Annotated in this window: 18 protein-coding genes; 9 read left to right on the top strand and 9 right to left on the bottom strand. The window is 60.2% G+C overall.

Translation table 11 applies throughout. From position 1 onward, the window contains the following. The first annotated feature begins 53 nt into the window (after window positions 1–53). The 3 genes from V5E99_RS16465 to V5E99_RS16455 are packed head-to-tail and all read left to right on the top strand — an operon-like array spanning window position 54 to window position 2,424. Window positions 54–806: a 5-oxoprolinase subunit PxpA gene (locus V5E99_RS16465; RefSeq protein ID WP_499803382.1), complete on the top strand. Its 753-nt coding sequence runs from the start codon at window positions 54–56 to the stop codon at window positions 804–806. Then, window positions 803–1,507: a 5-oxoprolinase subunit PxpB gene (gene pxpB, locus V5E99_RS16460; RefSeq protein ID WP_499803381.1), complete on the top strand. Its 705-nt coding sequence runs from the start codon at window positions 803–805 to the stop codon at window positions 1,505–1,507. Before V5E99_RS16465 ends, pxpB begins: the two co-directional genes overlap by 4 nt. After that, window positions 1,504–2,424, top strand: a complete 921-nt coding sequence (locus V5E99_RS16455) for a 5-oxoprolinase subunit C family protein (protein WP_499803380.1) — start codon at window positions 1,504–1,506, stop codon at window positions 2,422–2,424. Before pxpB ends, V5E99_RS16455 begins: the two co-directional genes overlap by 4 nt. Window positions 2,425–2,502: 78 nt before the next feature. Here the strand turns inward: V5E99_RS16455 and V5E99_RS16450 are convergent, their stop codons facing one another. The 3 genes from V5E99_RS16450 to V5E99_RS16440 all read right to left on the bottom strand — a co-directional run bounded on the left by V5E99_RS16450 (window position 2,503) and on the right by V5E99_RS16440 (window position 5,995). After that, entirely contained in the window at window positions 2,503–3,681 is a 1,179-nt protein-coding gene (locus tag V5E99_RS16450) for a vWA domain-containing protein (RefSeq protein WP_499803379.1), read from the bottom strand. Window positions 3,682–3,702: 21 nt separating this feature from the next. Then, complete coding sequence (locus tag V5E99_RS16445; RefSeq protein ID WP_499803378.1) at window positions 3,703–4,548, bottom strand: AAA family ATPase; 846 nt, start codon at window positions 4,546–4,548, stop codon at window positions 3,703–3,705. Between the two features lie 370 nt (window positions 4,549–4,918). Beyond that, window positions 4,919–5,995 (bottom strand): DUF748 domain-containing protein, encoded by a 1,077-nt coding sequence (locus tag V5E99_RS16440; RefSeq protein WP_499803377.1) that lies wholly within the window; start codon window positions 5,993–5,995, stop codon window positions 4,919–4,921. Window positions 5,996–6,122: 127 nt separating this feature from the next. Here V5E99_RS16440 and cysK point away from each other — a divergent pair, with 127 nt between their 5' ends. After that, window positions 6,123–7,097: a cysteine synthase A gene (gene cysK, locus V5E99_RS16435; RefSeq protein WP_499803376.1), complete on the top strand. Its 975-nt coding sequence runs from the start codon at window positions 6,123–6,125 to the stop codon at window positions 7,095–7,097. A 268-nt stretch (window positions 7,098–7,365) separates the two neighbouring features. Further along, window positions 7,366–8,304, top strand: coding sequence for an aspartyl/asparaginyl beta-hydroxylase domain-containing protein (locus V5E99_RS16430; RefSeq protein ID WP_499803375.1), 939 nt, complete (start codon window positions 7,366–7,368; stop codon window positions 8,302–8,304). 162 nt (window positions 8,305–8,466) lie between these two features. On the opposite strand, the gene cysN is transcribed toward V5E99_RS16430, so the two are convergent. Both cysN and cysD read right to left on the bottom strand, forming a co-directional pair. Continuing rightward, on the bottom strand, window positions 8,467–10,362 hold the full coding sequence (gene cysN, locus V5E99_RS16425; protein WP_499803374.1) for a sulfate adenylyltransferase subunit CysN: 1,896 nt from the start codon (window positions 10,360–10,362) through the stop codon (window positions 8,467–8,469). Beyond that, window positions 10,362–11,324, bottom strand: a complete 963-nt coding sequence (gene cysD, locus V5E99_RS16420; RefSeq protein ID WP_499803455.1) for a sulfate adenylyltransferase subunit CysD — start codon at window positions 11,322–11,324, stop codon at window positions 10,362–10,364. The genes cysN and cysD overlap by 1 nt, the downstream gene beginning before the upstream one ends. 977 nt (window positions 11,325–12,301) lie before the next feature. Here cysD and V5E99_RS16415 point away from each other — a divergent pair. Next, window positions 12,302–13,165, top strand: coding sequence for a DMT family transporter (locus tag V5E99_RS16415; protein WP_499803373.1), 864 nt, complete (start codon window positions 12,302–12,304; stop codon window positions 13,163–13,165). 36 nt (window positions 13,166–13,201) lie between these two features. Here V5E99_RS16415 and V5E99_RS16410 read toward each other — a convergent pair whose 3' ends face one another. The 4 genes from V5E99_RS16410 to V5E99_RS16395 form a co-directional block, all read right to left on the bottom strand. Next, window positions 13,202–14,143, bottom strand: a complete 942-nt coding sequence (locus V5E99_RS16410; RefSeq protein ID WP_499803372.1) for a LysR family transcriptional regulator — start codon at window positions 14,141–14,143, stop codon at window positions 13,202–13,204. Between the two features lie 69 nt (window positions 14,144–14,212). Beyond that, the gene (locus V5E99_RS16405; RefSeq protein ID WP_499803371.1) at window positions 14,213–15,742 is read right to left on the bottom strand and encodes a tripartite tricarboxylate transporter permease; all 1,530 of its coding nucleotides are present in this window, start codon (window positions 15,740–15,742) and stop codon (window positions 14,213–14,215) included. Continuing rightward, a complete protein-coding gene (locus V5E99_RS16400; protein WP_499803370.1) occupies window positions 15,739–16,272 on the bottom strand; it encodes a tripartite tricarboxylate transporter TctB family protein in 534 nt (177 codons plus the stop codon). Before V5E99_RS16400 ends, V5E99_RS16405 begins: the two co-directional genes overlap by 4 nt. A gap of 52 nt (window positions 16,273–16,324) precedes the next feature. Then, window positions 16,325–17,338, bottom strand: coding sequence for a Bug family tripartite tricarboxylate transporter substrate binding protein (locus V5E99_RS16395; RefSeq protein ID WP_499803369.1), 1,014 nt, complete (start codon window positions 17,336–17,338; stop codon window positions 16,325–16,327). Between the two features lie 376 nt (window positions 17,339–17,714). Here V5E99_RS16395 and V5E99_RS16390 point away from each other — a divergent pair, with 376 nt between their 5' ends. Genes V5E99_RS16390 through V5E99_RS16380 form a run of 3 tightly spaced genes read left to right on the top strand, consistent with a single transcriptional unit; the run spans window position 17,715 to window position 21,020 of the window. Then, window positions 17,715–19,055: an MFS transporter gene (locus V5E99_RS16390; protein ID WP_499803368.1), complete on the top strand. Its 1,341-nt coding sequence runs from the start codon at window positions 17,715–17,717 to the stop codon at window positions 19,053–19,055. Further along, on the top strand, window positions 19,048–20,019 hold the full coding sequence (locus V5E99_RS16385) for an amidohydrolase family protein (protein ID WP_499803367.1): 972 nt from the start codon (window positions 19,048–19,050) through the stop codon (window positions 20,017–20,019). Before V5E99_RS16390 ends, V5E99_RS16385 begins: the two co-directional genes overlap by 8 nt. Continuing rightward, on the top strand, window positions 20,016–21,020 hold the full coding sequence (locus tag V5E99_RS16380) for a 4-hydroxythreonine-4-phosphate dehydrogenase PdxA (protein ID WP_499803366.1): 1,005 nt from the start codon (window positions 20,016–20,018) through the stop codon (window positions 21,018–21,020). Before V5E99_RS16385 ends, V5E99_RS16380 begins: the two co-directional genes overlap by 4 nt. The last annotated feature ends 94 nt before the right edge of the window (window positions 21,021–21,114 follow it).

The following is a 21,114-nucleotide window of genomic DNA, read 5'->3' as shown; positions in this document are numbered from 1 at the left end:
GCCGGGCAAATGCCCTACAGATAAAGAAGAACAAAACTACAGGAGTGTTCACCGTGAGCCGCCTGCTATTGAACTGCGACATCGGCGAGAGCTTCGGCAACTGGACCATGGGTCTGGACGCCGAGGTCATGCCCTTCATCGACTGCGCCAACGTTGCCTGCGGCTTCCATGCCGGCGACCCGAGCATCATGCGCAAGACCGTCAGCCTGGCCCTGAGCCACGACGTGCAGATCGGCGCGCACCCGGCCTATCAAGACTTGGTGGGATTCGGCCGGCGTTCGATGGCCTACACCGCCCAGGAACTGCAAGACATCCTGCATTACCAGATCGGCGCCCTCGACGGCATTTGCCGGGCCCAGGGCGGGCGGGTCAGCTACGTCAAACCCCACGGCGCGATGTACAACGACATGATGGCCAACCCGGCGCAATTGCGCGCGGTGCTACAGGCCATGGCGGCTTACGACCGCACCTTGCCGCTGATGCTGATGGCCACCCGCGACAACCGCGCCGCGCAGCAACTGGGCGATGAATACGGCGTGACCCTGTGGTTCGAAGCTTTCGCCGACCGCGCCTACGACAGCGCCGGGAGGCTGGTTTCGCGACAACTGCCAGGGGCGGTGCATCACGATCCCGAAAAAATCATCGAACAGGCGCTGATCATTGCCCGTGGCGACCATCTCACGGCCAGCGACGGCAGCGCTTTGCATCTGCAGGCCAACACCCTGTGCGTGCACGGTGACAACGCCAGTTCGGTGGCCGCCGTGCGGCGTATCCGCGAGGCCTTAAATCAGCAGAGCGTGTCATGAAACCACGGGTGGAAGTGGTGGCACTGGACTGCCTGATGGTGCGTCTGTTCGATGAAATCGCTGAAGCCAACATGCCATGGATGCTCGCCGCCAGTGAAAGCCTGCGTGCGGCGTTTGCCGGGCATTTGATCGACCTGGTGCCGTCTTACACAACGTTGATGGTCCATTACGATCTGACTGCGTTGAGTCCGGCCCAGGCGCGGGCGTTGATCGCTGAAGCGTTGATCGATCTGTCGCCTAACGCCAGCACCACGGGCAAATGCCATGTGCTGCCGGTCTGGTACGACTTGAGCGTCGGCCCCGAATTGAGCCTGTTGTCCCAACGCAGTGGCCTGTCGGTGGACGACGTGATCCGCCGCCACAGCGAGCGCGAGTACCAGGTGTTCGCCCTGGGCTTCGCGCCAGGGTTTGCCTTTATGGGGTTGGTTGAGGAAGAGCTCGCCGCGCCGCGTTTGAACACCCCGCGTAAGAAAGTAGCAGCGGGCAGTGTGGGAATTGCCGAACGGCAAACCGCCGCTTACCCGGTGGTGTCCCCCGGCGGCTGGAACCTGATCGGCCGCACCTCGGCCAAACTGTTCGACCGTGAACGCGACGGCTACAGCCTGATGCAACCCGGCGACACGGTGCGCTTCGAAGCGGTCAGCCATGCCGAATTCATTAACCTGGGCGGTGACGACACGCCGCTGGAGGCCCAGGCATGAGCCGACTGTTTATCGAGGCAAGTACGCCGCTGTGCCTGTTACAGGATGCCGGCCGTTTCGGCGTGCGGCACTTGGGCGTGACCCAGGGCGGCGGACTGGATTGGCGCTCGATGTCGTGGGCCAATTGGCTGCTCGGCAACGGGTTGGATGCGCCGGTGGTGGAAATCACCCTCGGCGGCTTCACCGTCGTCGCTGAAGAGGATTGTGTGCTGGCGCTGGCCGGGGCTGATTTGGGCGCGCAAATAAATGGCGAAGCGTTGGCGCCGTGGCGCAGTTTCCGCCTGCACAAAGGTCAGCGTTTGCAATTCACCCGACCGCTGCTCGGCGCGCGAGCCTATCTGGCGGCGCCGGGCGGGTTTGACGCGCCGAAGGTCCTAGGCAGTAGCTCGACGGTGGTCCGCGAAGAACTCGGTGGGCTGGATGGCATGGGCCGGCCCTTGGCCAAAGGGGCGCAACTGAGCTATTGCGGCAGTGACCTGATCTTGCTGCGGGAACTGCCGCGCGAACAGGTTCCGGATTTCAAACCCGATACGCCGCTGGATGTGGTACTCGGTGCGCAGATCGGCGCGTTCAGCGGGCAAAGCCTGTTTGATGCGTTCAACAGCGTCTGGGCTCTGGACAGTCGCGCCGACCGCATGGGCATTCGTCTGTTGGGCACGCCGCTGGAGTATCAGGGCAAACCGATGATCTCCGAAGGCATCCCGCTCGGCGCGGTGCAGGTGCCGCCGGACGGGCAGCCGATTGTGTTGCTTAATGATCGACAGACCATCGGCGGCTATCCGCGATTAGGCGCGTTGACGCCGTTGGCATTGGCGCGGCTGGCGCAGTGTTTGCCGGGGGCTAAGGTGCGGTTGCGGCCGGTGGTGCAGGATGTGGCGCATCGGGAGCAGGTCGGGTATTTGCAGCGGTTCAGGTGAAGATCAAAAGATCGCAGCCTGCGGCAGCTCCTACAGAGATCGGCGTAGGAGCTGCCGAAGGCTGCGATCTTTTTGCGTTTACTTGGACAAAAACCGCATCCCTTCCTCCAACCCGCGCAAGGTCAGCGGATACATCTGGTCCTCAATCAAATCCCGCACGATGTTGGTCGACGAGGTATAGCCCCAGGTGTCTTTCGGGTACGGATTGATCCAGATGAGCTTTTTGTATTTCGCCATGAAGCGCTGCATCCACACATAGCCCGGCTCTTCGTTCCAGTGCTCGACGCTGCCGCCGGCCTGGGTGATTTCGTAGGGCGCCATGGCGGCGTCGCCGATGAAGATCACTTTGTAGTCGGCGCCGTATTTGTGCAGCAAGTCCTGCGTCGAGAAACGCTCGGAAGTACGGCGCATGTTGTTTTTCCACACCGACTCATACAGGAAGTTGTGGAAGTAGAAGTACTCCAGGTGTTTGAACTCGGTCTTGCAGGCCGAGAACAGTTCCTCGCAGATCTTCACGTGGGCGTCCATCGAACCGCCGATGTCGAACAGCAGCAACAACTTGACGGTGTTACGCCGCTCCGGGCGCATCTGGATGTTCAGCAGGCCGGCGTCCTTGGCGGTGTGGTCGATGGTGCCATCGATGTCCAGCTCTTCGGCGGCACCCTGACGGGCGAATTTACGCAGCCGGCGCAGGGCAACCTTGATGTTGCGCGTGCCCAGTTCCACCGAATCGTCGAGGTTCTTGTACTCGCGCTGATCCCAGACCTTGACCGCTTTGCCTTGGCGCTTGCCGGCATCGCCGACCCGAATGCCTTCCGGGTTGAAGCCGCCGGAACCAAACGGGCTGGTGCCGCCGGTACCGATCCATTTGTTGCCGCCGGCGTGGCGTTCTTTCTGTTCTTCGAGGCGCTTCTTGAACTCTTCAATCAACTTGTCGAGGCCGCCGAGGGACTGGATCTGCGCCCGCTCTTCATCGCTCAGGGAGCGTTCGAACTCCTTGCGCAGCCAGTCTTCGGGGATCAACGCCTGAAGGTGATCGTCGAGTTTTTCCAGGCCATTGAAGTAAGCACCGAAGGCCCGGTCGAACTTGTCGAAATGCTTTTCGTCCTTCACCAGAATCGTTCGGGACAAGTAATAGAACTCGTCCATGTCGGCGAAGGTCACGCGTTGTTTCAGCGCGTTGATCAGGTCCAGCAGCTCGCGCACCGAGACCGGCACCTTGGCGGCGCGCATTTCATTGAACAGGTTGAGCAGCATGGCAGTCGCCCTTATTGATTCTTAGCGAGAGCCGCGACGGCTCATGAACGCCAGACGCTCAAGCAATTGCACGTCCTGTTCGTTCTTCACCAGCGCACCGGCCAGCGGCGGGATGGCCTTGGTCGGATCGCGTTCGCGCAGCACCGCTTCGCCGATGTTGTCGGCCATCAGCAGTTTGAGCCAGTCCACCAGTTCCGAGGTTGAAGGCTTCTTCTTCAGGCCCGGCACTTTGCGCACGTCGAAGAACACGTCCAGCGCTTCGCTGACCAGGTCTTTCTTGATGTTCGGGTAATGCACGTCGACGATCCGCTGCATCGTGGTGCGGTCCGGGAAGGCGATGTAGTGGAAGAAGCAGCGACGCAGGAACGCGTCCGGCAGCTCTTTCTCGTTGTTGGAAGTAATGATGATGATCGGGCGGACCTTGGCCTTGATGGTCTCGTCGATCTCGTAAACGTAGAACTCCATCTTGTCGAGTTCTTGCAGCAGGTCGTTCGGGAACTCGATGTCAGCCTTGTCGATTTCGTCGATCAGCAGGATCACCCGCTCCTCGGATTCGAAGGCTTCCCACAGCTTGCCCTTTTTCAGGTAGTTGCGGACGTCGTGAACCTTCTCGGTGCCCAGTTGCGAGTCGCGCAAGCGGCTGACCGCGTCGTACTCGTACAGGCCCTGATGCGCCTTGGTGGTGGACTTGATGTGCCAGGTGATCAACTTGGCACTAAGGGATTCGGCCAGTTGTTCGGCGAGCATGGTTTTGCCGGTGCCCGGTTCGCCCTTGACCAACAGCGGGCGCTCCAGGGTGATAGCGGCGTTGACCGCCAGCTTCAGGTCATCGGTGGCGACGTAGGCCTGGGTGCCTTCGAACTTCATCTGCTAATCCTCGAACGGTAACGCCGACCTGACGGGGCAGGGCGGGGCGCAATAGGTGTGATGCCCGACTATAACGCGCTGCCCGGTCGACTGTGAACGCAGACGGGTTATTCAGTCTCTGAATGGGGCGTCACATCTCGACTCAGTCTCGGCCGAAGGCCAGCCTTCAAGTATCGCCGATTTGGCGATAGCCTTTGCGTCATGTCGATTGTTGGAAGGCCGGAAACGATGTTACCCATGAAGCGACCACGGCTGACAGCCGTAAGGGCTTTGCCGGATTATCGTCTGGCCCTGACCTTTATTGACGGGCAACAGCTTCAGCATTGGCGGCGGCCGAGCAAACCGGTCGCTATACCGTCCCCCGTAAACCTTAACCGGCATCCGGCTTCGGCTGTTCATACCGCGCATTGAACGCCTGGACGAAACCATTGCGTAAAATCTGCAAAAACGCCTGGAACGCGCTGATATCTTGCTGATGAACGTTGCCGCTGAGTTCGACCCGGGTTGCGAACTGGTTCTTGCGCTGGTTTTTCAGCACGGTTTCGCTGCCGCCGACGATGGCCTCCCACACGGAACGTAAAATGCCTTTGTTCTTGTTTTCCACATCCTGCTGCCAATTGAACACTTCGACGTCACGCAGCAGCGGTTTGATGTAGCCCTTGAGCTGGCCCTTGTTGGCTTCGGCTTCGATCACCACATCGCCATGGCCGGCATTAAAGTCGAATTTGCCGTAGGCCGAGGCGAAGTCGTTCATGCGTTTGAGTTCGATGTCCTTGGCCCGCAGGCGAAACTCGAAGTCTTCGAAGTTGCTCAGCGGATCGAACGTGGCGGTGGTTTCCAGCGGGGCATGGCCCAGCAGCAGGGCCTTACCTTCGAACCGCGCGTCGCGCTTGCCTTCGGTGTCGACCACGTTGGTCAGGTTGTAGAGGCTGGCGTTGACCTGGGTGGCGTTCATGTTCACTGGCGGGGAGGAGTTGAAATTGCGAAAGCTGATTTTCCCGTCGTCGATCCGCACTTCGTTAAGCGTAATCGGCAGCAATTTACCCAATTGGGCACGCCAGTCAGTGCCGCGACCGGTCTGGGAATTCTGCTTGTTGGCGCCACCATCGACGAAGTTCACCTCAGGCTGGATGAATTTCACCTCGGCCACCACCGCATGGTCGTACCAGAGCGAGTGCCAACTGACCGAAAGATCGATCAGCGGCGCATTCACGAAGGGCACCGGGACTTTGCCGTCGGTCTTGACGATTTTCAGGCCATTGATTTTGTAGGCGCCGCGCCACAGCGCCAAATCCACGTCAGTGACCTGGCCACGGTAGTCGCCCATGTCGGCCAGTTTGTCATTGAGGTAGTTGCGCACCAGGTAGGGCAGGGCGATATCCAGGGCAATCAGCAATGCAACGAGGCCGGCGAGGGTCCACAGGGGCCAACTGTATCGACGCTTCATGGTGGCAATTCCTTGGCAGTGTTAAGCGATTGACTGCTGGCGCCGGCGGACGTTCGCCCTGACTGGACGACCATCGGCAACAGGCATACCTTGGAGCGCTTATTCAATGCTGCATAAGGACCCAGCCATGAGCCGTATTTTCGCTGACAACGCCCATTCCATCGGCAATACGCCGCTGGTGCAGATCAACCGCATCGCGCCGCGTGGCGTGACCATCCTGGCCAAGATCGAGGGACGCAACCCTGGTTACTCGGTCAAGTGCCGGATCGGCGCGAACATGATCTGGGACGCCGAAAGCACCGGCAAACTCAAGCCTGGCATGACCATCGTCGAGCCGACCTCGGGCAACACCGGGATTGGCCTGGCGTTCGTCGCCGCCGCCCGTGGCTACAAACTGATGCTGACCATGCCGGCGTCCATGAGTATCGAGCGACGCAAAGTGCTCAAGGCGTTGGGCGCCGAGCTGGTGCTGACCGAGCCGGCCAAGGGCATGAAGGGAGCTATCGACAAAGCGGCAGAAATTCTCGCCAGTGATCCGGCCAAGTACTTCATGCCATCGCAGTTCGATAACCCGGCCAACCCGGCGATCCACGAAAAGACCACCGGCCCGGAAATCTGGAACGACACCGACGGCGCGGTTGATGTGCTGGTGGCAGGCGTCGGAACGGGCGGAACCATTACCGGCATTTCGCGGTATATCAAGAATACCCAGGGCAAACCGATCATCTCGGTGGCGGTGGAGCCTGTGTCGTCTCCGGTGATTACGCAAAAAATCGCCGGCGAAGAGATCAAGCCGAGCCCGCACAAGATTCAGGGCATCGGCGCCGGTTTTGTGCCGAAGAACCTCGATTTGTCGATCGTTGACCGCGTGGAGCTGGTGACCGATGAAGAATCCAAGGCGATGGCCCTGCGCTTGATGCAGGAAGAAGGGATTTTGTGCGGTATCTCCTGCGGTGCGGCGATGGCCGTGGCGGTGCGTCTGGCCGAAACCCCGGAAATGCAGGGCAAGACCATCGTGGTCATCCTGCCGGACTCCGGCGAGCGCTACCTGTCGAGCATGTTGTTCAGCGATCTGTTTACCGAGGCAGAGACCCAGCAATAAAAATCAAAAAGATCGCAGCCTTCGGCAGCTCCTGCGCCGATCGGTTTTTTCTGTAGGAGTTGCCGCAGGCTGCGATCTTTTAATCTTGATGACTCAGGTCAGCCTTCATTCAGGAACCTTATGTTAATAAGTGCTTTGTTGCGCAATCCTTAACACTGAATGTTCAGTCATGCGGGTTTTTCCCCTGGCCGGTAGTGGTTATCATGGCCGGCTGCCGCGTCGGGTAAATGGCGTTGCGCACAGTTGCTTATATCTCAAGGAGTCGTTGATGACCTTTTCCTTTGCCGCGAAGGCCTCGGTGTTGCTGTTGTTTATCGGCAGCACCCTCTATGTGCATTTGCGCGGCAAGGCGCGTTTGCCGGTCCTGCGTCAATTCGTCAACCATTCGGCGCTGTTTGCCCCGTATAACGCGTTGATGTACCTGTTCTCCGGTGTGCCGTCCAAACCCTACCTGGATCGCAGCAAATTCCCGGAACTGGATGTGCTGCGGGATAACTGGGAAGTCATCCGCGACGAAGCCATGCACCTGTTCGACGAGGGCTACATCCGCGCCGCCGAAAAGAACAATGACGCCGGTTTCGGCTCTTTCTTCAAAAAAGGCTGGAAGCGTTTTTACCTCAAGTGGTACGACAAGCCCCTGCCATCGGCCGAAGCGCTGTGCCCGAAAACCGTCGCGCTGGTCAGCAGCATTCCTAACGTGAAAGGCGCAATGTTCGCCTTGTTGCCGGGTGGCAGCCATCTCAACCCGCACCGCGACCCGTTTGCCGGCTCCCTGCGTTATCACCTGGGCCTGTCGACCCCCAATTCCGATGATTGCCGTATTTTCGTCGACGGTCAGGTGTATGCCTGGCGCGATGGTGAAGACGTGATGTTCGATGAGACCTATGTACATTGGGTCAAGAATGAAACCGAAAAAACCCGGGTTATCCTGTTCTGCGATATCGAGCGGCCGTTGAGCAACCGCCTCATGACCCGCATCAACCGCTGGGTCAGTGGCCTGCTGGGCCGCGCCACCGCGCCGCAGAACCTGGATGACGAACGCGTCGGCGGGATCAACCAGGTTTATGCCTGGAGCAAGAACTCCAGTGACAAATTCAGCGGTGTGGTCAAGCAGTGGAAGCGCCGTCATCCCAAGGCGTACCGCGTATTACGACCAGTGCTGGCGGTGGTGGTGCTGACGTTGTTGGGGTATTGGTTGTTCGGGTAGCGCCCCTTGATTGAGTGAAAAAGACCGTCTTCAAACGTAAGGCCGATCAGTTCAGCCTGAGACCGAACCTGTGGCGAGGGGGCACGCGCCCTTGCCACAGGTTGCCCGTCGCGGGCTCCATCGCTTCACGGGCTGCAGCGGCAATCGATGCTCTTTGATCATTTATGCGCTTAGGGTTTTAAAAACTCTGGAGATGAAATCACTCACGGTTATCTCATCCGAGCCTGTTGTAATTTCAGCATCGACCGGTGGCTCATACGGACTCCCCACCCCCGACAAATTCGGCAACTGCCCCGACCTTGCCTTCTTGTACAACCCCTTCACATCACGCTGCTCGCACACCTCCAGCGGCGTGCTGACAAACACCTCGACAAAGTTCTCTTCCCCGATCAGCTCGCGCGCCATTTGTCGTTCCCGGCGGAACGGTGAAATAAACGCGGTCATGACGATCAGCCCGGCATCCATCATCAACTTGGCGACTTCAGCGATGCGTCGAATGTTTTCCACGCGGTCGGCGTCGGTAAAGCCCAGGTCTTTGTTCAGGCCCTGGCGAACGTTGTCGCCGTCGAGCAGGTAGGTTCGATAGCCATTGGCGTGCAACTCGACTTCCAGCGCGTTGGCCAGTGTCGATTTGCCCGAGCCGGAGAGGCCGGTAAACCAGATGACCTTGCCCTTGTGGCCGTTGAGTTTTTCGCGGTGTTCGCGGCTGATCGACAGCACTTGCGTGTGCACGTTTTGCGCACGTCGCAAGCTGTGGGTGATCATGCCGGCCGCCACTGTCGCGTTGCTGATGCGGTCAACGAGGATAAAGCTGCCGAGGGTCTTGGAGTGTTGGTAGCTGTCGTAAACCAACGGTTTGCTGAGCGCGAAGGTGCAGACGCTGATGTCATTGAGCGACAGTTGAGTGCAGGCGTCGTGGGCGAGGGTGTTGATGTTGACGCGATACTTGATTTTGGTGATCGAGGCCGAGGCCCATTGCGTGGCCAGTTTGATGTCGTAGTTGCGACCGTGCAGACCTGCCTCTTCATTCATCCACACCAGCGTTGCTTCGAACTGGTCGGTGGTTTCCAGCGGGCGTTGGCTCAGGGCAAGAATGTCGCCCCGTGAGGCGTCGATTTCCTGGCTTAGCTTCAACGTCACCGCGTCGCCACACGACGCTTCCTGCATCGGGCCGTCCATGCTGACGATGTCGGTCACGGTCGCAGTGTGGCCGGAGAGGGTGACGCGCACCTCGTCGCCCACGCTGACTTTCCCTTCAGCAACATAGCCGCTGAACCCGCGAAACGACGCATCGGGTCGATTGACCCACTGCACGGGAAACACCAGTCGCTCGGAGACGGGCGCACTGACCTCGAGTGTTTCCAGGCAGCCCATTAGCGTCGGCCCGGAATACCACGGTGTGTGGGCCGAGCGTTGCGTAATGTTGTCACCCTTGAGGGCGCTGACCGGGATCGGCGTGACTCTTTCAAAGCCCAAGGTGTGCGCAAACGTCTGGAACGTGTCGACGGCGTGTTGAAAAATGCCCGCGTCGAAGCTGACCAGGTCCATTTTGTTTACCGCCAGTACCACTTGGCGAATACCCATCAGCGACGCCAGGTAAGCGTGTCGCCGGGTCTGAGTCAGTACACCTTGTCGGGCGTCGACGAGGATGACCGCCACGTCTGCGGTGGAGGCGCCGGTGACCATGTTGCGGGTGTATTGCTCATGGCCGGGCGTGTCGGCAACGATGAATTTGCGCTTGGCAGTGGCGAAATATCGATAGGCCACGTCGATGGTGATGCCCTGTTCGCGCTCGGCCGACAAGCCGTCTACCAGCAAGGCGAAGTCGATGTCGGCGCCTTGGGTGCCGTACTTTTTCGATTCGTTTTCCAGGGTCGTCAGTTGATCGTCCGTCAGTTGCCGTGCGTCCCACAGCAAGCGTCCGATTAGCGTGCTTTTGCCATCGTCGACGCTGCCGCAGGTGATAAAACGCAGCAGGTCCTGGCCTTGTTGCTGTTTCAGATACGCCTCAATGGTCGAGGGCATGGCGGTGGCGGTGCTGTGTGCTTTAGGTGCCATCAGAAATAGCCCTCCTTCTTTTTCTTTTCCATGCTGGCTGAGCTGTCACTGTCGATGGCTCGCCCTTGGCGTTCGGAGCTGCTGGAGCCGATCAGCTCCAGCAAAATGTCGGCGACGCTGGCGGCGTTCGATTCCACGGCTCCGGTCAGGGGATAGCAGCCCAGCGTGCGGAAGCGGATCTGCCGGGCTTCAATCTTCTCGCCGGGCAACAGGGGCATGCGCTCATCGTCGACCATCAGAGTCATGCCGTTACGCACGACCACGGGCCGCTCTTTGGCAAAGTACAGCGGCACCACCGGGATGTTTTCCTGGTAGATGTATTGCCAGATATCGAGCTCTGTCCAATTGGAGAGCGGGAACACGCGGATGCTCTCGCCTTGGTGTTTACGGGCGTTGTAGATATTCCACAGCTCGGGGCGTTGCTGTTTCGGGTCCCACTGATGGCTTTGGCTGCGGAACGAAAAAATGCGTTCCTTGGCCCGGGATTTTTCTTCATCCCGGCGTGCTCCGCCAAACACGACGTCAAACTTGTAGTGATCCAGCGCCTGCTTGAGCCCTTCGGTCTTGGTGATGTCGGTGTGCAGGGCCGAGCCGTGATCGAAGGGGTTGATGTCTTTGCTGATGGCGTCCGGGTTGATGTGCACGAGCAGATCCATGCCGCTTTCCTGGGCCATGACGTCGCGAAACCGGTACATCTCTTGAAACTTCCAGCGCGTATCGACATGCAAGAGCGGGAAGGGCGGTGGCGACGGGTAAAACGCTTTGCGGGCGAGGTGCAGCATCACCGCGCTGTCTTTGCCCATGGAATAGAGCATCGCCGGATTTTCGGCCTCGGCGACCGCCTCGCGAATAATTTGCAGGCTTTCGGCTTCAAGGCGTTTGAGGTGAGGTGTGCGCACCTTTGACGAGTCGACCGTCCTGGCTCGAAGGCTTCCATCCAGCTCTGCCGGATAACTCAACAGCCCCATCTCGACATCCGCCGGAGTGCTGGCGTGACGGCACAGCGCAACCAGGCGACCGCTTGGAAAGATGACGACAGGCTTGGCGATATGGGCTTGCAGGCGTTGCAGCGCACCGGTGAGCTGTTGCGCGTCCACGAGGCTTGCGCCCAGCGGCAACCAGTAGCGAGCGCCACGGGCATCGTTGGCATGCAGAAAATCGTTGCCGTCAGCAGTGCGCAGCAACTGGACGAACAGCACCAATTTACGTTTGGTCCGCGCCTTTTCAATCTCCGACGCCAGCACCGACGGGATGGGCTGACGGCCTGACTCATCGCGCAGGCTGGGCGCGTTCAGCTCGGGAGGCAGCAGATCGAGCGCGTGCAGGCGTCGTTCGGCGGTGCGTTTGGTGTCCGCCTGTTCGAGCTGGTTCAGATGGAGGAATGCCAACTGCGTATCCCACACCATCGGGGCGTCCAATCCAAGAAGGTCGGGGTTGAGCATGGATCGCTTTCCTTGTCGCAATATGTGATTTGTATCTTGTTTGTGTCGGATATCACTACATTTGCTAGTTATTTCAGTTTGATTTTTATTTAAGCACGTAATGCGACAATTCGTTGCAGAACGTTTCGCGTTTTATTGCGCAGAGGCGGTTTGGCGCGTTGCAATCGATACCAAGCGCTGGTTATAGTCGGCGCTCGCCTGCTCTTCCGAGCACGGCCCTCCTGAAGATCAGCCCATGCCTGCTTCCCACATCAACGCGGTAGTCGATTCAGCGGTCAACGCTGGCGTCGTGCCGTGCGGGATTCAGCAGCCTGCGCAGATCAGTCATTACCCCCCTCCTGTCAGTAGCACGCCGGTGTGCGCAGTCGTATCACCGCCAGGCGTTGGCATTTCGGGCTGATCAGCTGTTCCTGCTGTGCCCCAATGTCCGTCTGAAAAAACAACTGAATTTCAGCTTCGGCTGAGTTGGCTTTTTGCGTGATGACAGGTGGTCTCTCATGTTTGCTCTTTCGAAAAAATCCGCGCTCGCGGCGGCGTCCACGAGCCTGTTCGTTCTGCTGTGGAGCAGCGGGGCGATCTTCTCCAAATGGGGCTTGGCCCATGCGTCACCGTTCGCCTTTCTGTTGATTCGTTTCACCATCGCCCTGTGCGGGTTGGTGCTGTTGATGCCGTTGCTCAAGCTGAAATTGCCCAAGGGCGGCAAGCCGATGCTGTATGCGATGGCCACGGGCGTGGTGTTGCTGGGGGCCTATCAGATTTTCTATCTGTTGGCGCTGGACCTGAAGGTCACGCCGGGCGTGATGGCGACCATCATGGGCGTTCAGCCGATCCTCACCGTGGTGATCATGGAGCGGCAGCGCTCAATCAGCCGGATGTTCGGCCTCGCGCTGGGCCTGGCCGGGTTGATCATGGTGGTGTACCAAGGCATCGGTCTGGCCGGGATGTCGCTGGCCGGGATGCTCTTTGGGTTGCTGGCGCTGGCGAGCATGACCTTCGGCTCGATCATGCAAAAACGCATCACCGACAATCCCCTCGGCACGCTGCCGGTGCAGTACCTGGCCGGGCTGTTGCTGTGCGGGATTTTCGTACCGTTCCAGCCGTTCCACTTCGAGCACAGCAGCGGGTTTATCGTGCCGGTGTTGTGGATGGGCCTGGTGGTGTCGGTGCTGGCGACGTTGCTGCTGTATCGGCTGATCGCCCGGGGCAATCTGGTGAACGTCACCAGCCTGTTTTACCTGGTGCCGGCCGTGACGGCGGTGATGGATTACCTGATTTTCGGTAATCGGCTGGCGATGCTGAGCATGATGGGCATGCTGCTGATTATCGTCGGCCTGGTCTTCGTCTTTCGTAAAACAGCGTAAAAACCCAAAGGCCCGGAGCCTATGCCCCGGGCCTTTTTATTTGGCCAGCGCATGCTCGGCCCGCACCGAATTCATGAACGCCTGCATCGCCGAGGATTGAATGCGATGACGCCGGGTGATCAACCCGTACGGCGGCAACCGCGCTTCAAACTTGATTGGCAGCACGGCGAGTAAATCACGCCCGGCGTAATCCTCGACCACCGACACCGGCGTGACGCCGAGCATGTCGGTCTGCTGGATCAACGACAGCAAGGTCATGATCGAGGTGGTTTCAACAATGCTGTTGGGGATATCCACCCGGGCGTTGTGGAACACCTGATTGATGATCGCGCGCATCGGGCTCGGATGCTGTTGCAACACCCAGGTCATGTTCTGCAACTCGGCCCAACTCAGGTTTTTCTCCTGCGCCAGTGGGTTCTGTGCGCCGGCAATCACGCACAGGGCTTCTTCGCCGAGGCTGTCGAACAGCAACTCTTCGGCCCGCGCCCCGGCGGGAATCCGCCCCAAAACGATATCCAGTTGATCCTGCAACAAGGCCTGCACCAGCACGTCGCTGGTATCGACCTGAATGCTCATGGACAAGCGTGGATGGCTTTGTTTCAAGGTCGCGATGGTGCGGGTCAACAACCCCGAGGCCAGCGCCGGAATGGCCCCGACCGCCACGCGCCCCAGATTGCCGGATTCGAGCGCCACCAGTTCTTCACGCATGCCGCTGAGTTCGGCAAACACCATGCGCGCGTAGTAAATGACGGTTTCCCCGAACGGGATCGAGCGCATGCCCCGGGGCAAGCGCTCGAACAGCTCGACGCCGAGCAAGTCCTCGGCTTCGTGCAGCATCTTGGTCGCCGCCGGTTGGGTCATGCCGATGTGGTCGGCGGCGCGGCGCAACGAGCCGAACTCCTGCAGCGCCAGCATCAGCCGCAATTGGCGCAGACGCAGGCGACTGTGGATCACATTGGCTTCAGGAATTCGGGTCATGGGCCGCGCTCGCAAAAAAGACTGCGGCAAGCCTGACAACAAATGTCAGGCGTTGCCAGCATTGCTGTGTCACAGCACCGATTTTGGCTTGGCGACATGGGGTTTGCGCAGCCCGATCACGGCGGCCAGCGCCTTGGAAATCAACGGCCAGAACAGCATCAACAGCGCTGCTGTGGTCAGGCAACCGACCAACGGGTTGGACCAGAAAATCCCCAGGTGCCCATCGGAAAACAGCATCGATTGACGGAACGCATCTTCAGCCTTATCTCCCAGCACCGCGGCCAACACCAGCGGCGCGATCGGATAACCGAGTTTCTTGAACAGATACCCCAGCGCACCGAAGCCCAGCATCAGCACCACGTCGAAGAACGAGTTGTGCACCGAGTAAGCACCAATCGCGCAGACCATGATGATGATCGGCGCAATGATCGAGAACGGAATGCGCAGGATCGAGGCGAACAACGGCACGGTGGCCAACACCACGATCAGGCTCACCACGTTGCCCAGGTACATACTCGCAATCAGGCCCCAGACGAAATCATGCTGCTCGACGAACAACGTCGGCCCCGGGTGCAGGCCCCAGATCATCAAGCCACCGAGCATCACCGCCGCAGTTGCCGAGCCGGGAATGCCCAGGGTCAGCATCGGCAGCAAGGCACTGGTGCCGGCAGCGTGGTCGGCGGTTTCCGGGGCGATCACGCCTTCGAGTTCACCCTTACCAAAGTTCTCGCGGTTCTTCGAGAAGCGCCGGGCCAGGCTGTAGCTCATGAACGATGCGGCCGTCGGACCGCCCGGCGTGATGCCCATCCAGCAACCGACCAAGGTACTGCGCAAAATGGTCCACCAGTAGCGGGGCAATTTGGCCCAGGTCCGCAGGATCACCATCGGTGTAATGCGCGCATGCTCGCCGCGAAACACCAAGCCTTCTTCGACGGTGCAGAGGATTTCGCCGATGCCGAACAGACCGATCACCGCCACTTCGAAACTGATGCCGGTCATCAAGATCGGCTGGTCGAAGGTCAGGCGCAGATTGCCCGACACCGTGTCCATCCCGACGGCGGCCATGGCAAAGCCGATCATCATTGCCACCACGGTTTTCAACGGCGGGTTCTTGCTCATGCCGATGAAGGTGCAGAACGCCAACAGGTACACCGCGAAGAACTCCGGCGAACTGAACGACATGGCAAACGCGGCAATCCGGGTCGACAAAAACGTCAGCAACAACACCCCGGCCAAGGCGCCAATCAGCGCCGAGCTGAACGCCGCTGTCAGGGCTTCGGCGGCGCGACCTTCCCGGGCCATCGGGTAGCCGTCGAAGGTGGTCGCCACCGATGAGGGCTCACCGGGAATGTTGAACAGGATCGAGGTGATCGAGCCGCCAAACAGCGCGCCCCAATACATGCACGACAGCAAAATGATCGCCGACACCGGCGACATGGTGAAGGTCAGCGGCAGCAGCAATGCCACGCCATTGGGGGCGCCGAGGCCGGGCAGTACGCCGACCAGAATGCCCAGCAGCACGCCGATCACCATCAGGCCGATATGGCCCGGGGTCAGGATCAGGTTCATGCCTTGCAGCAGGGAATCGAACTCGCTCATTTGAAATTTCTCCCGGCCAGGGCAATCCAGTCGCCCATCGGGCCGGCATCCAGCGGGACCTTGAACCACAGCGCGAAAATCAGGTAACTGGCGAGCACCGCACCGAGGGACACGGTGCCGATCATCCACTTGCCATAGGGTTTGACGCGCACCTTGTCACGCCACATGAACCAGGCAATGAAACACGCTGAGGACACATAGATGCCGGTGAACGGCATCGCGCCGACAAACAAGGCAATCGGGACAAACACCGACAACACTTGCTTGAATGCGCTGCGGCTGACGAACGAAACGCTCAGGGCTTGCCAGCGCACCACGGTCAACACACCGTTGCCCACGCTCGCGGCGCTCAACAACAGACCGATGTAGAAAGGGAAGTAGCCCGGCTCAGGGCCGGAATCGCCCCAGCCAATACCTTGTTCGACGCTGCCGAACATCACCACCACGCCGATCAGCGCGGTGAAGAGTGTCAGGCCGAGTTCGACCCAGCGGGTACCGACCAGCGCCGGTGAATCCGAAGAATGGGACATCAAACACCTCCAGCAGGTGACGGCCGTGCGCACGCGGACGGCCGCAGGCAACTCAGTTTTTCAGCCAGCCAGCCTCTTTGAACACCGGGGTGACGCGGGCGGTGTCCTTTTCAATGTAGGCGGTCAACTGATCACCCTGGAGGAAGGTCGGGACCAGTGCGTTCTGTTTGACGTAGGCCTTGAACTCCGGCGTCTCGGTGACTTTGCGCATCAAATCGACGTAGAACGCCCGTTGCTCGGCGGTGACTTCGCCGGGCATGAACACGGTGCGCGGGAAGCGGTACTGATCGATGCCCAAGCCTTGTTCGTGGCAGGTCGGCACATCGGCCCAGGATTTGTCGCCCGCGACTTTCTCGGTGTAGCTCATGCGTTCGTTACTGAATACGCAGAGCGGCTCGACCTGGTCGCCGCGCCATTGGCTGATGCTTTCGCTGGGGTTGTTGACGTTGGCGGCGATGTGTTTGCCGGCCAGTTGGGTCGCGGCTTCACTGCCACTCTTGAACGGGATGTACACCAGTTTGCTGCCGGTGGTCTGGTTCAGCAGCAGGGTCAGGGTCTGGTCCACATCCTTGGACTGGCTGCCGCCCATGCGCAGGTTCGACGGGTCAGCCTTGACGGCTTCGTAGAAACCCTTGGCATCCTTCCACGGCGCGTCTTTGTAGCTCCAGAGGATGAAGTCGTCCTCGGCCAGGGCCGCCACCGGGGTCAGCTCCTGCCATTGGTAGCCGAGCTTGGACACCAGCGGCAACAGGTAGATGTTGTTGGTGCCGATCACCAGTTTTTCCGGATCACCCTTGTTCATCTTCAAGTCGAGGAACGCTTCGGCGCCATTGCCGCCGCCCTTGTTGAGGACGATGGTATTCACGTCGAGAAACTTGTGGGTGGTGATGATCGACTGGATCAGGCGACCGAGCTGGTCGGTGCCGCCGCCGGGGCCACCGGCCACGACGATTTCGACATTCTTGTCCGGTTGCCAGGCGTGCGCGAGAGCGGGGAGGGTGCCGGCGGCGACCAGGGTGCAGCCCAGGAGCAGGCGGGAGGTGCGACGAGCGAATGCAGTTCGCATGGAAGGGCCTCATTCTTGTAGTTGTTATGAGTGACTTGTCTGCGCTCGAAAGCCGCAAGCCTGGCCCGAGTGTGGGAAGCCGCCGCAGCCGCGTCTAGTCAAAACAATACATACACCGATAGCCTGGGGTTATAGGTCTGAACGGACAAAATCCCATTCATCGCTGAATGCTTTGCACTAGAGCCTTTTCGCTGAAATGAGCGCCGGGCGCCAACCATTGAAAGCGTACTGAAAGCCGGGCATGCCATAACCCGAGGCTATCGCCTTATTTCAAGTTTTGATTAGACGGTTATCACTGGGCCTTCGATAGTGCTCACCAATGCCGCCTCGAAGCGGTAATGCTGCACCCACAACAATAATAAAAGAGGTACGCACCATGGCTCGTCCCAGTGCTTCCCTGCATCTGCCCGGCGCAGGTGTTCAGTCCACGGCAGCGGCCACACCGCTGACCGGCATCACCAAAGCCAGCAGCGTGCGCTGGCGGATCTTCGCGATCATCTTCGCGCTGACCATGGTCAACCTGATTGACCGGGTGTCGCTGTCGATTGCGATGCCGACCATTGCCCATGAATTTTCCCTGTCGCCGAGCATGCAAGGGCTGATCCTCAGCAGTTTCTTCTGGGCCTATGCGCTGTTGCAGATTCCCGGCGGCTGGTTGATCGACCGCTTCGGCCCGCACCGGGTGATCGGTTGGTCCACCGGGTTGTGGGGGACGTTTCAGGTGATCGCCGCCTTCGCTACCGGCGGCTTGTCATTGCTGTTCGCCCGGGTTGCCCTCGGTGCCGCCGAGGCGCCGTTGTTTCCGTCGGGCGGCAAACTGATTTCCCTGTGGCTGGCCCCCAGCGAGCGCAGTCGCGGTGCGGTGTTGATGGACAGCGGCAGCCCGTTGGGGGTGGCGTTGGGCGGGTTGATCATTGCTTACCTGATCGCGTCGCTGGATTCGTGGCGCCTGGCGTTCGTGATTGCCGGCATCGCCACGCTGGTGCTGGCGTGGCTGGCGCGGCGCTATCTGCGTGACGACCCGGCCAGCCATCCGCAAGTGAATGCGCTGGAGCTGGAGAAGATCAACGCCGGCCGCGCCACTCCGGCAGCCGAAGCGGCCCGCGTGCCGGTCAAAGGCCTGGGCATTGCCGCACGTTCCTTGAGCGGTTTGCTAATCGGTCGCGCCAGTTGGGCGATGGTGTATTTCGGCCTGTTGACCTGGGGCCCGAGTTACCTGGCCCAGGCCCGAGGCTTTGATATCAAGGGCATCGGCGCGGCGACGTTCGTGATTTTTATCTGCGGCGCACTGGGCTCATTGACCGGTGGTTTCCTCTGCGACGGGTTGATCCGCAAAGGCGTCAGCCGGGGCGTGGCGGTCAAGAGTCTGTTGGCGTTTTCCGGCCTGGTGGCCCTCGGTGCGTTCCTGTTGCTGCCGACCCTGAGCAATCCTTTTGCGGCCGTGGCGTTGTTGGCCATGACCGCGTTTTTCTTGATGTGGGGCAGCCTCTACTGGAGCTTCCCGGCGTTGCTGGCGGCCCCGGCGCGGGTCGGGTTGATCGGCGGCGTGATGAACATGGCCGGCAGCACCGGCGGCATTGCGGTACCGATTCTGGTGGGGATCATTTTGCAAATGGCCGGTGGATTTGCGCCGGTGCTGGGGTTCTTCGCGGTGTGCTCGGCGATCTTTGTTTTCGCCACGTTGTTCATCAGCCTGGATGAGGTGCGCCATGACTAAGGACTTACCCGGCACCCCATGGAATGGTCCGATCATCGACGCCCATCATCACTTCTGGGACCCGTCGATCAACGATTATCCGTGGCTCGCGCCCGAGGCCAGCATCCCGTTTCGCTACGGTGACTACAGCGCGATCAAACGGCGCTATTTGCCCGACGAATATTTTGCCGATGTCGGCCCGCATAACGTCGTGCAAACGGTGTACATCGAGACCGAATGGAACCCCCGTGACCCGATTGGCGAAACCCGTTTCATCGAAGGGCTCGCCGCGCGTTACGGCGTGCCGAATGCCATCGTCGCCCAAGCCTGGCTCGATCACCCGGACGCTATTGCGGTGCTGCGCGAGCAAGCGAGTTTCAAGTGCGTGCGCAGCGTGCGGCACAAACCCGGCGGCCCGACTGCGCCTGCGCAAGTGGGCCATGTGCGCAGCCTGATGAGCGACGAATCTTGGCGCCGTAGTTTCGCCGCCCTGCAGGGGTTGGGTTTGCATTTCGACTTGCAGACCCCGTGGTGGAACTTGCATGAAGCCGAGCGCCTGGCGCGTGACTTTCCCGGCACCACGCTGATCCTCAACCACGCCGGTTTGCCCAGCGACCGCAGCGCCGAAGGCCTGGCGGGCTGGCGCTTGGCGATGGCGCGGCTGGCCGAGTGGCCGAACGTGCAGGTGAAGATTTCGGGGCTGGGACTGGCGGGGCGGGCATGGCGCGCCAAGGACAACGCCTGGATCGTGCGCGAAGTGATCGCCATGTTCGGCACCGACCGGGTGATGTTCGCCAGCAACTTCCCGGTGGACAGCCTGTGCGGCTCGTTCGACGACATCTACAGCGGTTTCAAATCCATCGTTGCTGATCTGCCGAGGGCTGATCAGGAGCGTCTGTTCTACAGCAACGCGCAGCGCATTTATCGTTGCGAGCCTTGCGCCATCGACCGCACAGGGGCTCAAGCCTTGAGGAGAGAAGCATGAACAAGACAACCATCGCCATGGTCCTGGGTGACCCGGCGGGCATCGGCCCGGAACTGATCGCACGCCTGCTCGGCGAGCCCGAAGTGCGCCGCCAGGCCAACGTGATACTGATTGCCGATGAAGCGGAAATGCAGCGCGGCATGCGCATCGCCGGGGTGGAGTTTCCCTACCGTCGGGTCGAGTCGCTGGAGCAGTTGTCGTTTGTCGATAACACGCCGCTGTTCTATGACTTTCGTGGCGACACCATAGGTGAGTTCCCGCGCAGCGAAGCCAGTGTCATCGGCGGCCGCTACAGCCTCGACACCCTGGAAAAAGCCCTGCGCCTGACCGAGGCCGGCACCACCGGTGCGGTGCTGTTCGGGCCGTTGAACAAGACCTCGCTGCACATGGCCGGCATGGCGCATAACGATGAGCTGCACTGGTTCGCCGAGTTGCTGGATTTCCACGGGCCGTTCTGCGAATTCAACGTGCTCGACAACCTCTGGACCTCGCGGGTGACCTCGCATGTGGCCCTGGCCGAGGTGCCGGGCATGCTGACGCAAGCGCGGGTGGTGGAAGCGATCCAGTTGATTGACACCGCGCTCAAGCGCAATGGCCTGGAAAAGCCGCGCATCGGTGTGTGCGGCTTGAACCCGCATAACGGCGACAACGGCTCGTTCGGGCGCGAAGAACTCGACATCATTGGCCCGGCGGTTCGTTCGGCGCAGGCGTTGGGGATTGCGGCGGAAGGGCCGTATCCGGGTGACACGATTTTCCTCAAGGTCCAGGGCGATGCGAGTGCCTTTGACGCAGTGGTGACGATGTACCACGACCAGGGGCAGATCGCGATCAAGTTGATGGGCTTCTCCCGTGGGGTGACGGTGCAGGGCGGGCTGCCGATCCCGATCACCACACCGGCCCACGGCACCGCGTTTGATATCGCCGGGCAGGGCAAGGCGAATGTCGGGGCGATTCGCCAGGCTTTCGAGATTGCGTGCCGGATGGGGACGCGTAACTACTAACAACGAAAGATCAAAAGATCGCAGCCTTCGGCAGCGCCTACCGGGTTTATGCATTCCCTTGTAGGCGCTGGCGAAGGCTGCGATCTTTTTTTGC

This window comes from Janthinobacterium sp. LPB2021202312-11-4 (genome assembly GCF_037049705.1).
Taxonomy (GTDB): Bacteria; Pseudomonadota; Gammaproteobacteria; order Pseudomonadales; family Pseudomonadaceae; genus Aquipseudomonas.
Note: the sequence above shows the minus strand (reverse complement) of the source record. Positions and strands in the feature narration are given on the sequence as shown.

Coding starts and splice junctions, on each gene's coding strand:
- pxpB (WP_499803381.1), top strand. CDS start 803: ATGAAACCACGGGTGGAAGTGGTGGCACTGGACTGCCTGATGGTGCGT.
- V5E99_RS16455 (WP_499803380.1), top strand. CDS start 1,504: ATGAGCCGACTGTTTATCGAGGCAAGTACGCCGCTGTGCCTGTTACAG.
- V5E99_RS16450 (WP_499803379.1), bottom strand. CDS start 3,681: ATGCTGCTCAACCTGTTCAATGAAATGCGCGCCGCCAAGGTGCCGGTC.
- V5E99_RS16445 (WP_499803378.1), bottom strand. CDS start 4,548: ATGAAGTTCGAAGGCACCCAGGCCTACGTCGCCACCGATGACCTGAAG.
- V5E99_RS16440 (WP_499803377.1), bottom strand. CDS start 5,995: ATGAAGCGTCGATACAGTTGGCCCCTGTGGACCCTCGCCGGCCTCGTT.
- cysK (WP_499803376.1), top strand. CDS start 6,123: ATGAGCCGTATTTTCGCTGACAACGCCCATTCCATCGGCAATACGCCG.
- V5E99_RS16430 (WP_499803375.1), top strand. CDS start 7,366: ATGACCTTTTCCTTTGCCGCGAAGGCCTCGGTGTTGCTGTTGTTTATC.
- cysN (WP_499803374.1), bottom strand. CDS start 10,362: ATGGCACCTAAAGCACACAGCACCGCCACCGCCATGCCCTCGACCATT.
- V5E99_RS16415 (WP_499803373.1), top strand. CDS start 12,302: ATGTTTGCTCTTTCGAAAAAATCCGCGCTCGCGGCGGCGTCCACGAGC.
- V5E99_RS16410 (WP_499803372.1), bottom strand. CDS start 14,143: ATGACCCGAATTCCTGAAGCCAATGTGATCCACAGTCGCCTGCGTCTG.
- V5E99_RS16405 (WP_499803371.1), bottom strand. CDS start 15,742: ATGAGCGAGTTCGATTCCCTGCTGCAAGGCATGAACCTGATCCTGACC.
- V5E99_RS16400 (WP_499803370.1), bottom strand. CDS start 16,272: ATGTCCCATTCTTCGGATTCACCGGCGCTGGTCGGTACCCGCTGGGTC.
- V5E99_RS16395 (WP_499803369.1), bottom strand. CDS start 17,338: ATGCGAACTGCATTCGCTCGTCGCACCTCCCGCCTGCTCCTGGGCTGC.
- V5E99_RS16390 (WP_499803368.1), top strand. CDS start 17,715: ATGGCTCGTCCCAGTGCTTCCCTGCATCTGCCCGGCGCAGGTGTTCAG.
- V5E99_RS16385 (WP_499803367.1), top strand. CDS start 19,048: ATGACTAAGGACTTACCCGGCACCCCATGGAATGGTCCGATCATCGAC.
- V5E99_RS16380 (WP_499803366.1), top strand. CDS start 20,016: ATGAACAAGACAACCATCGCCATGGTCCTGGGTGACCCGGCGGGCATC.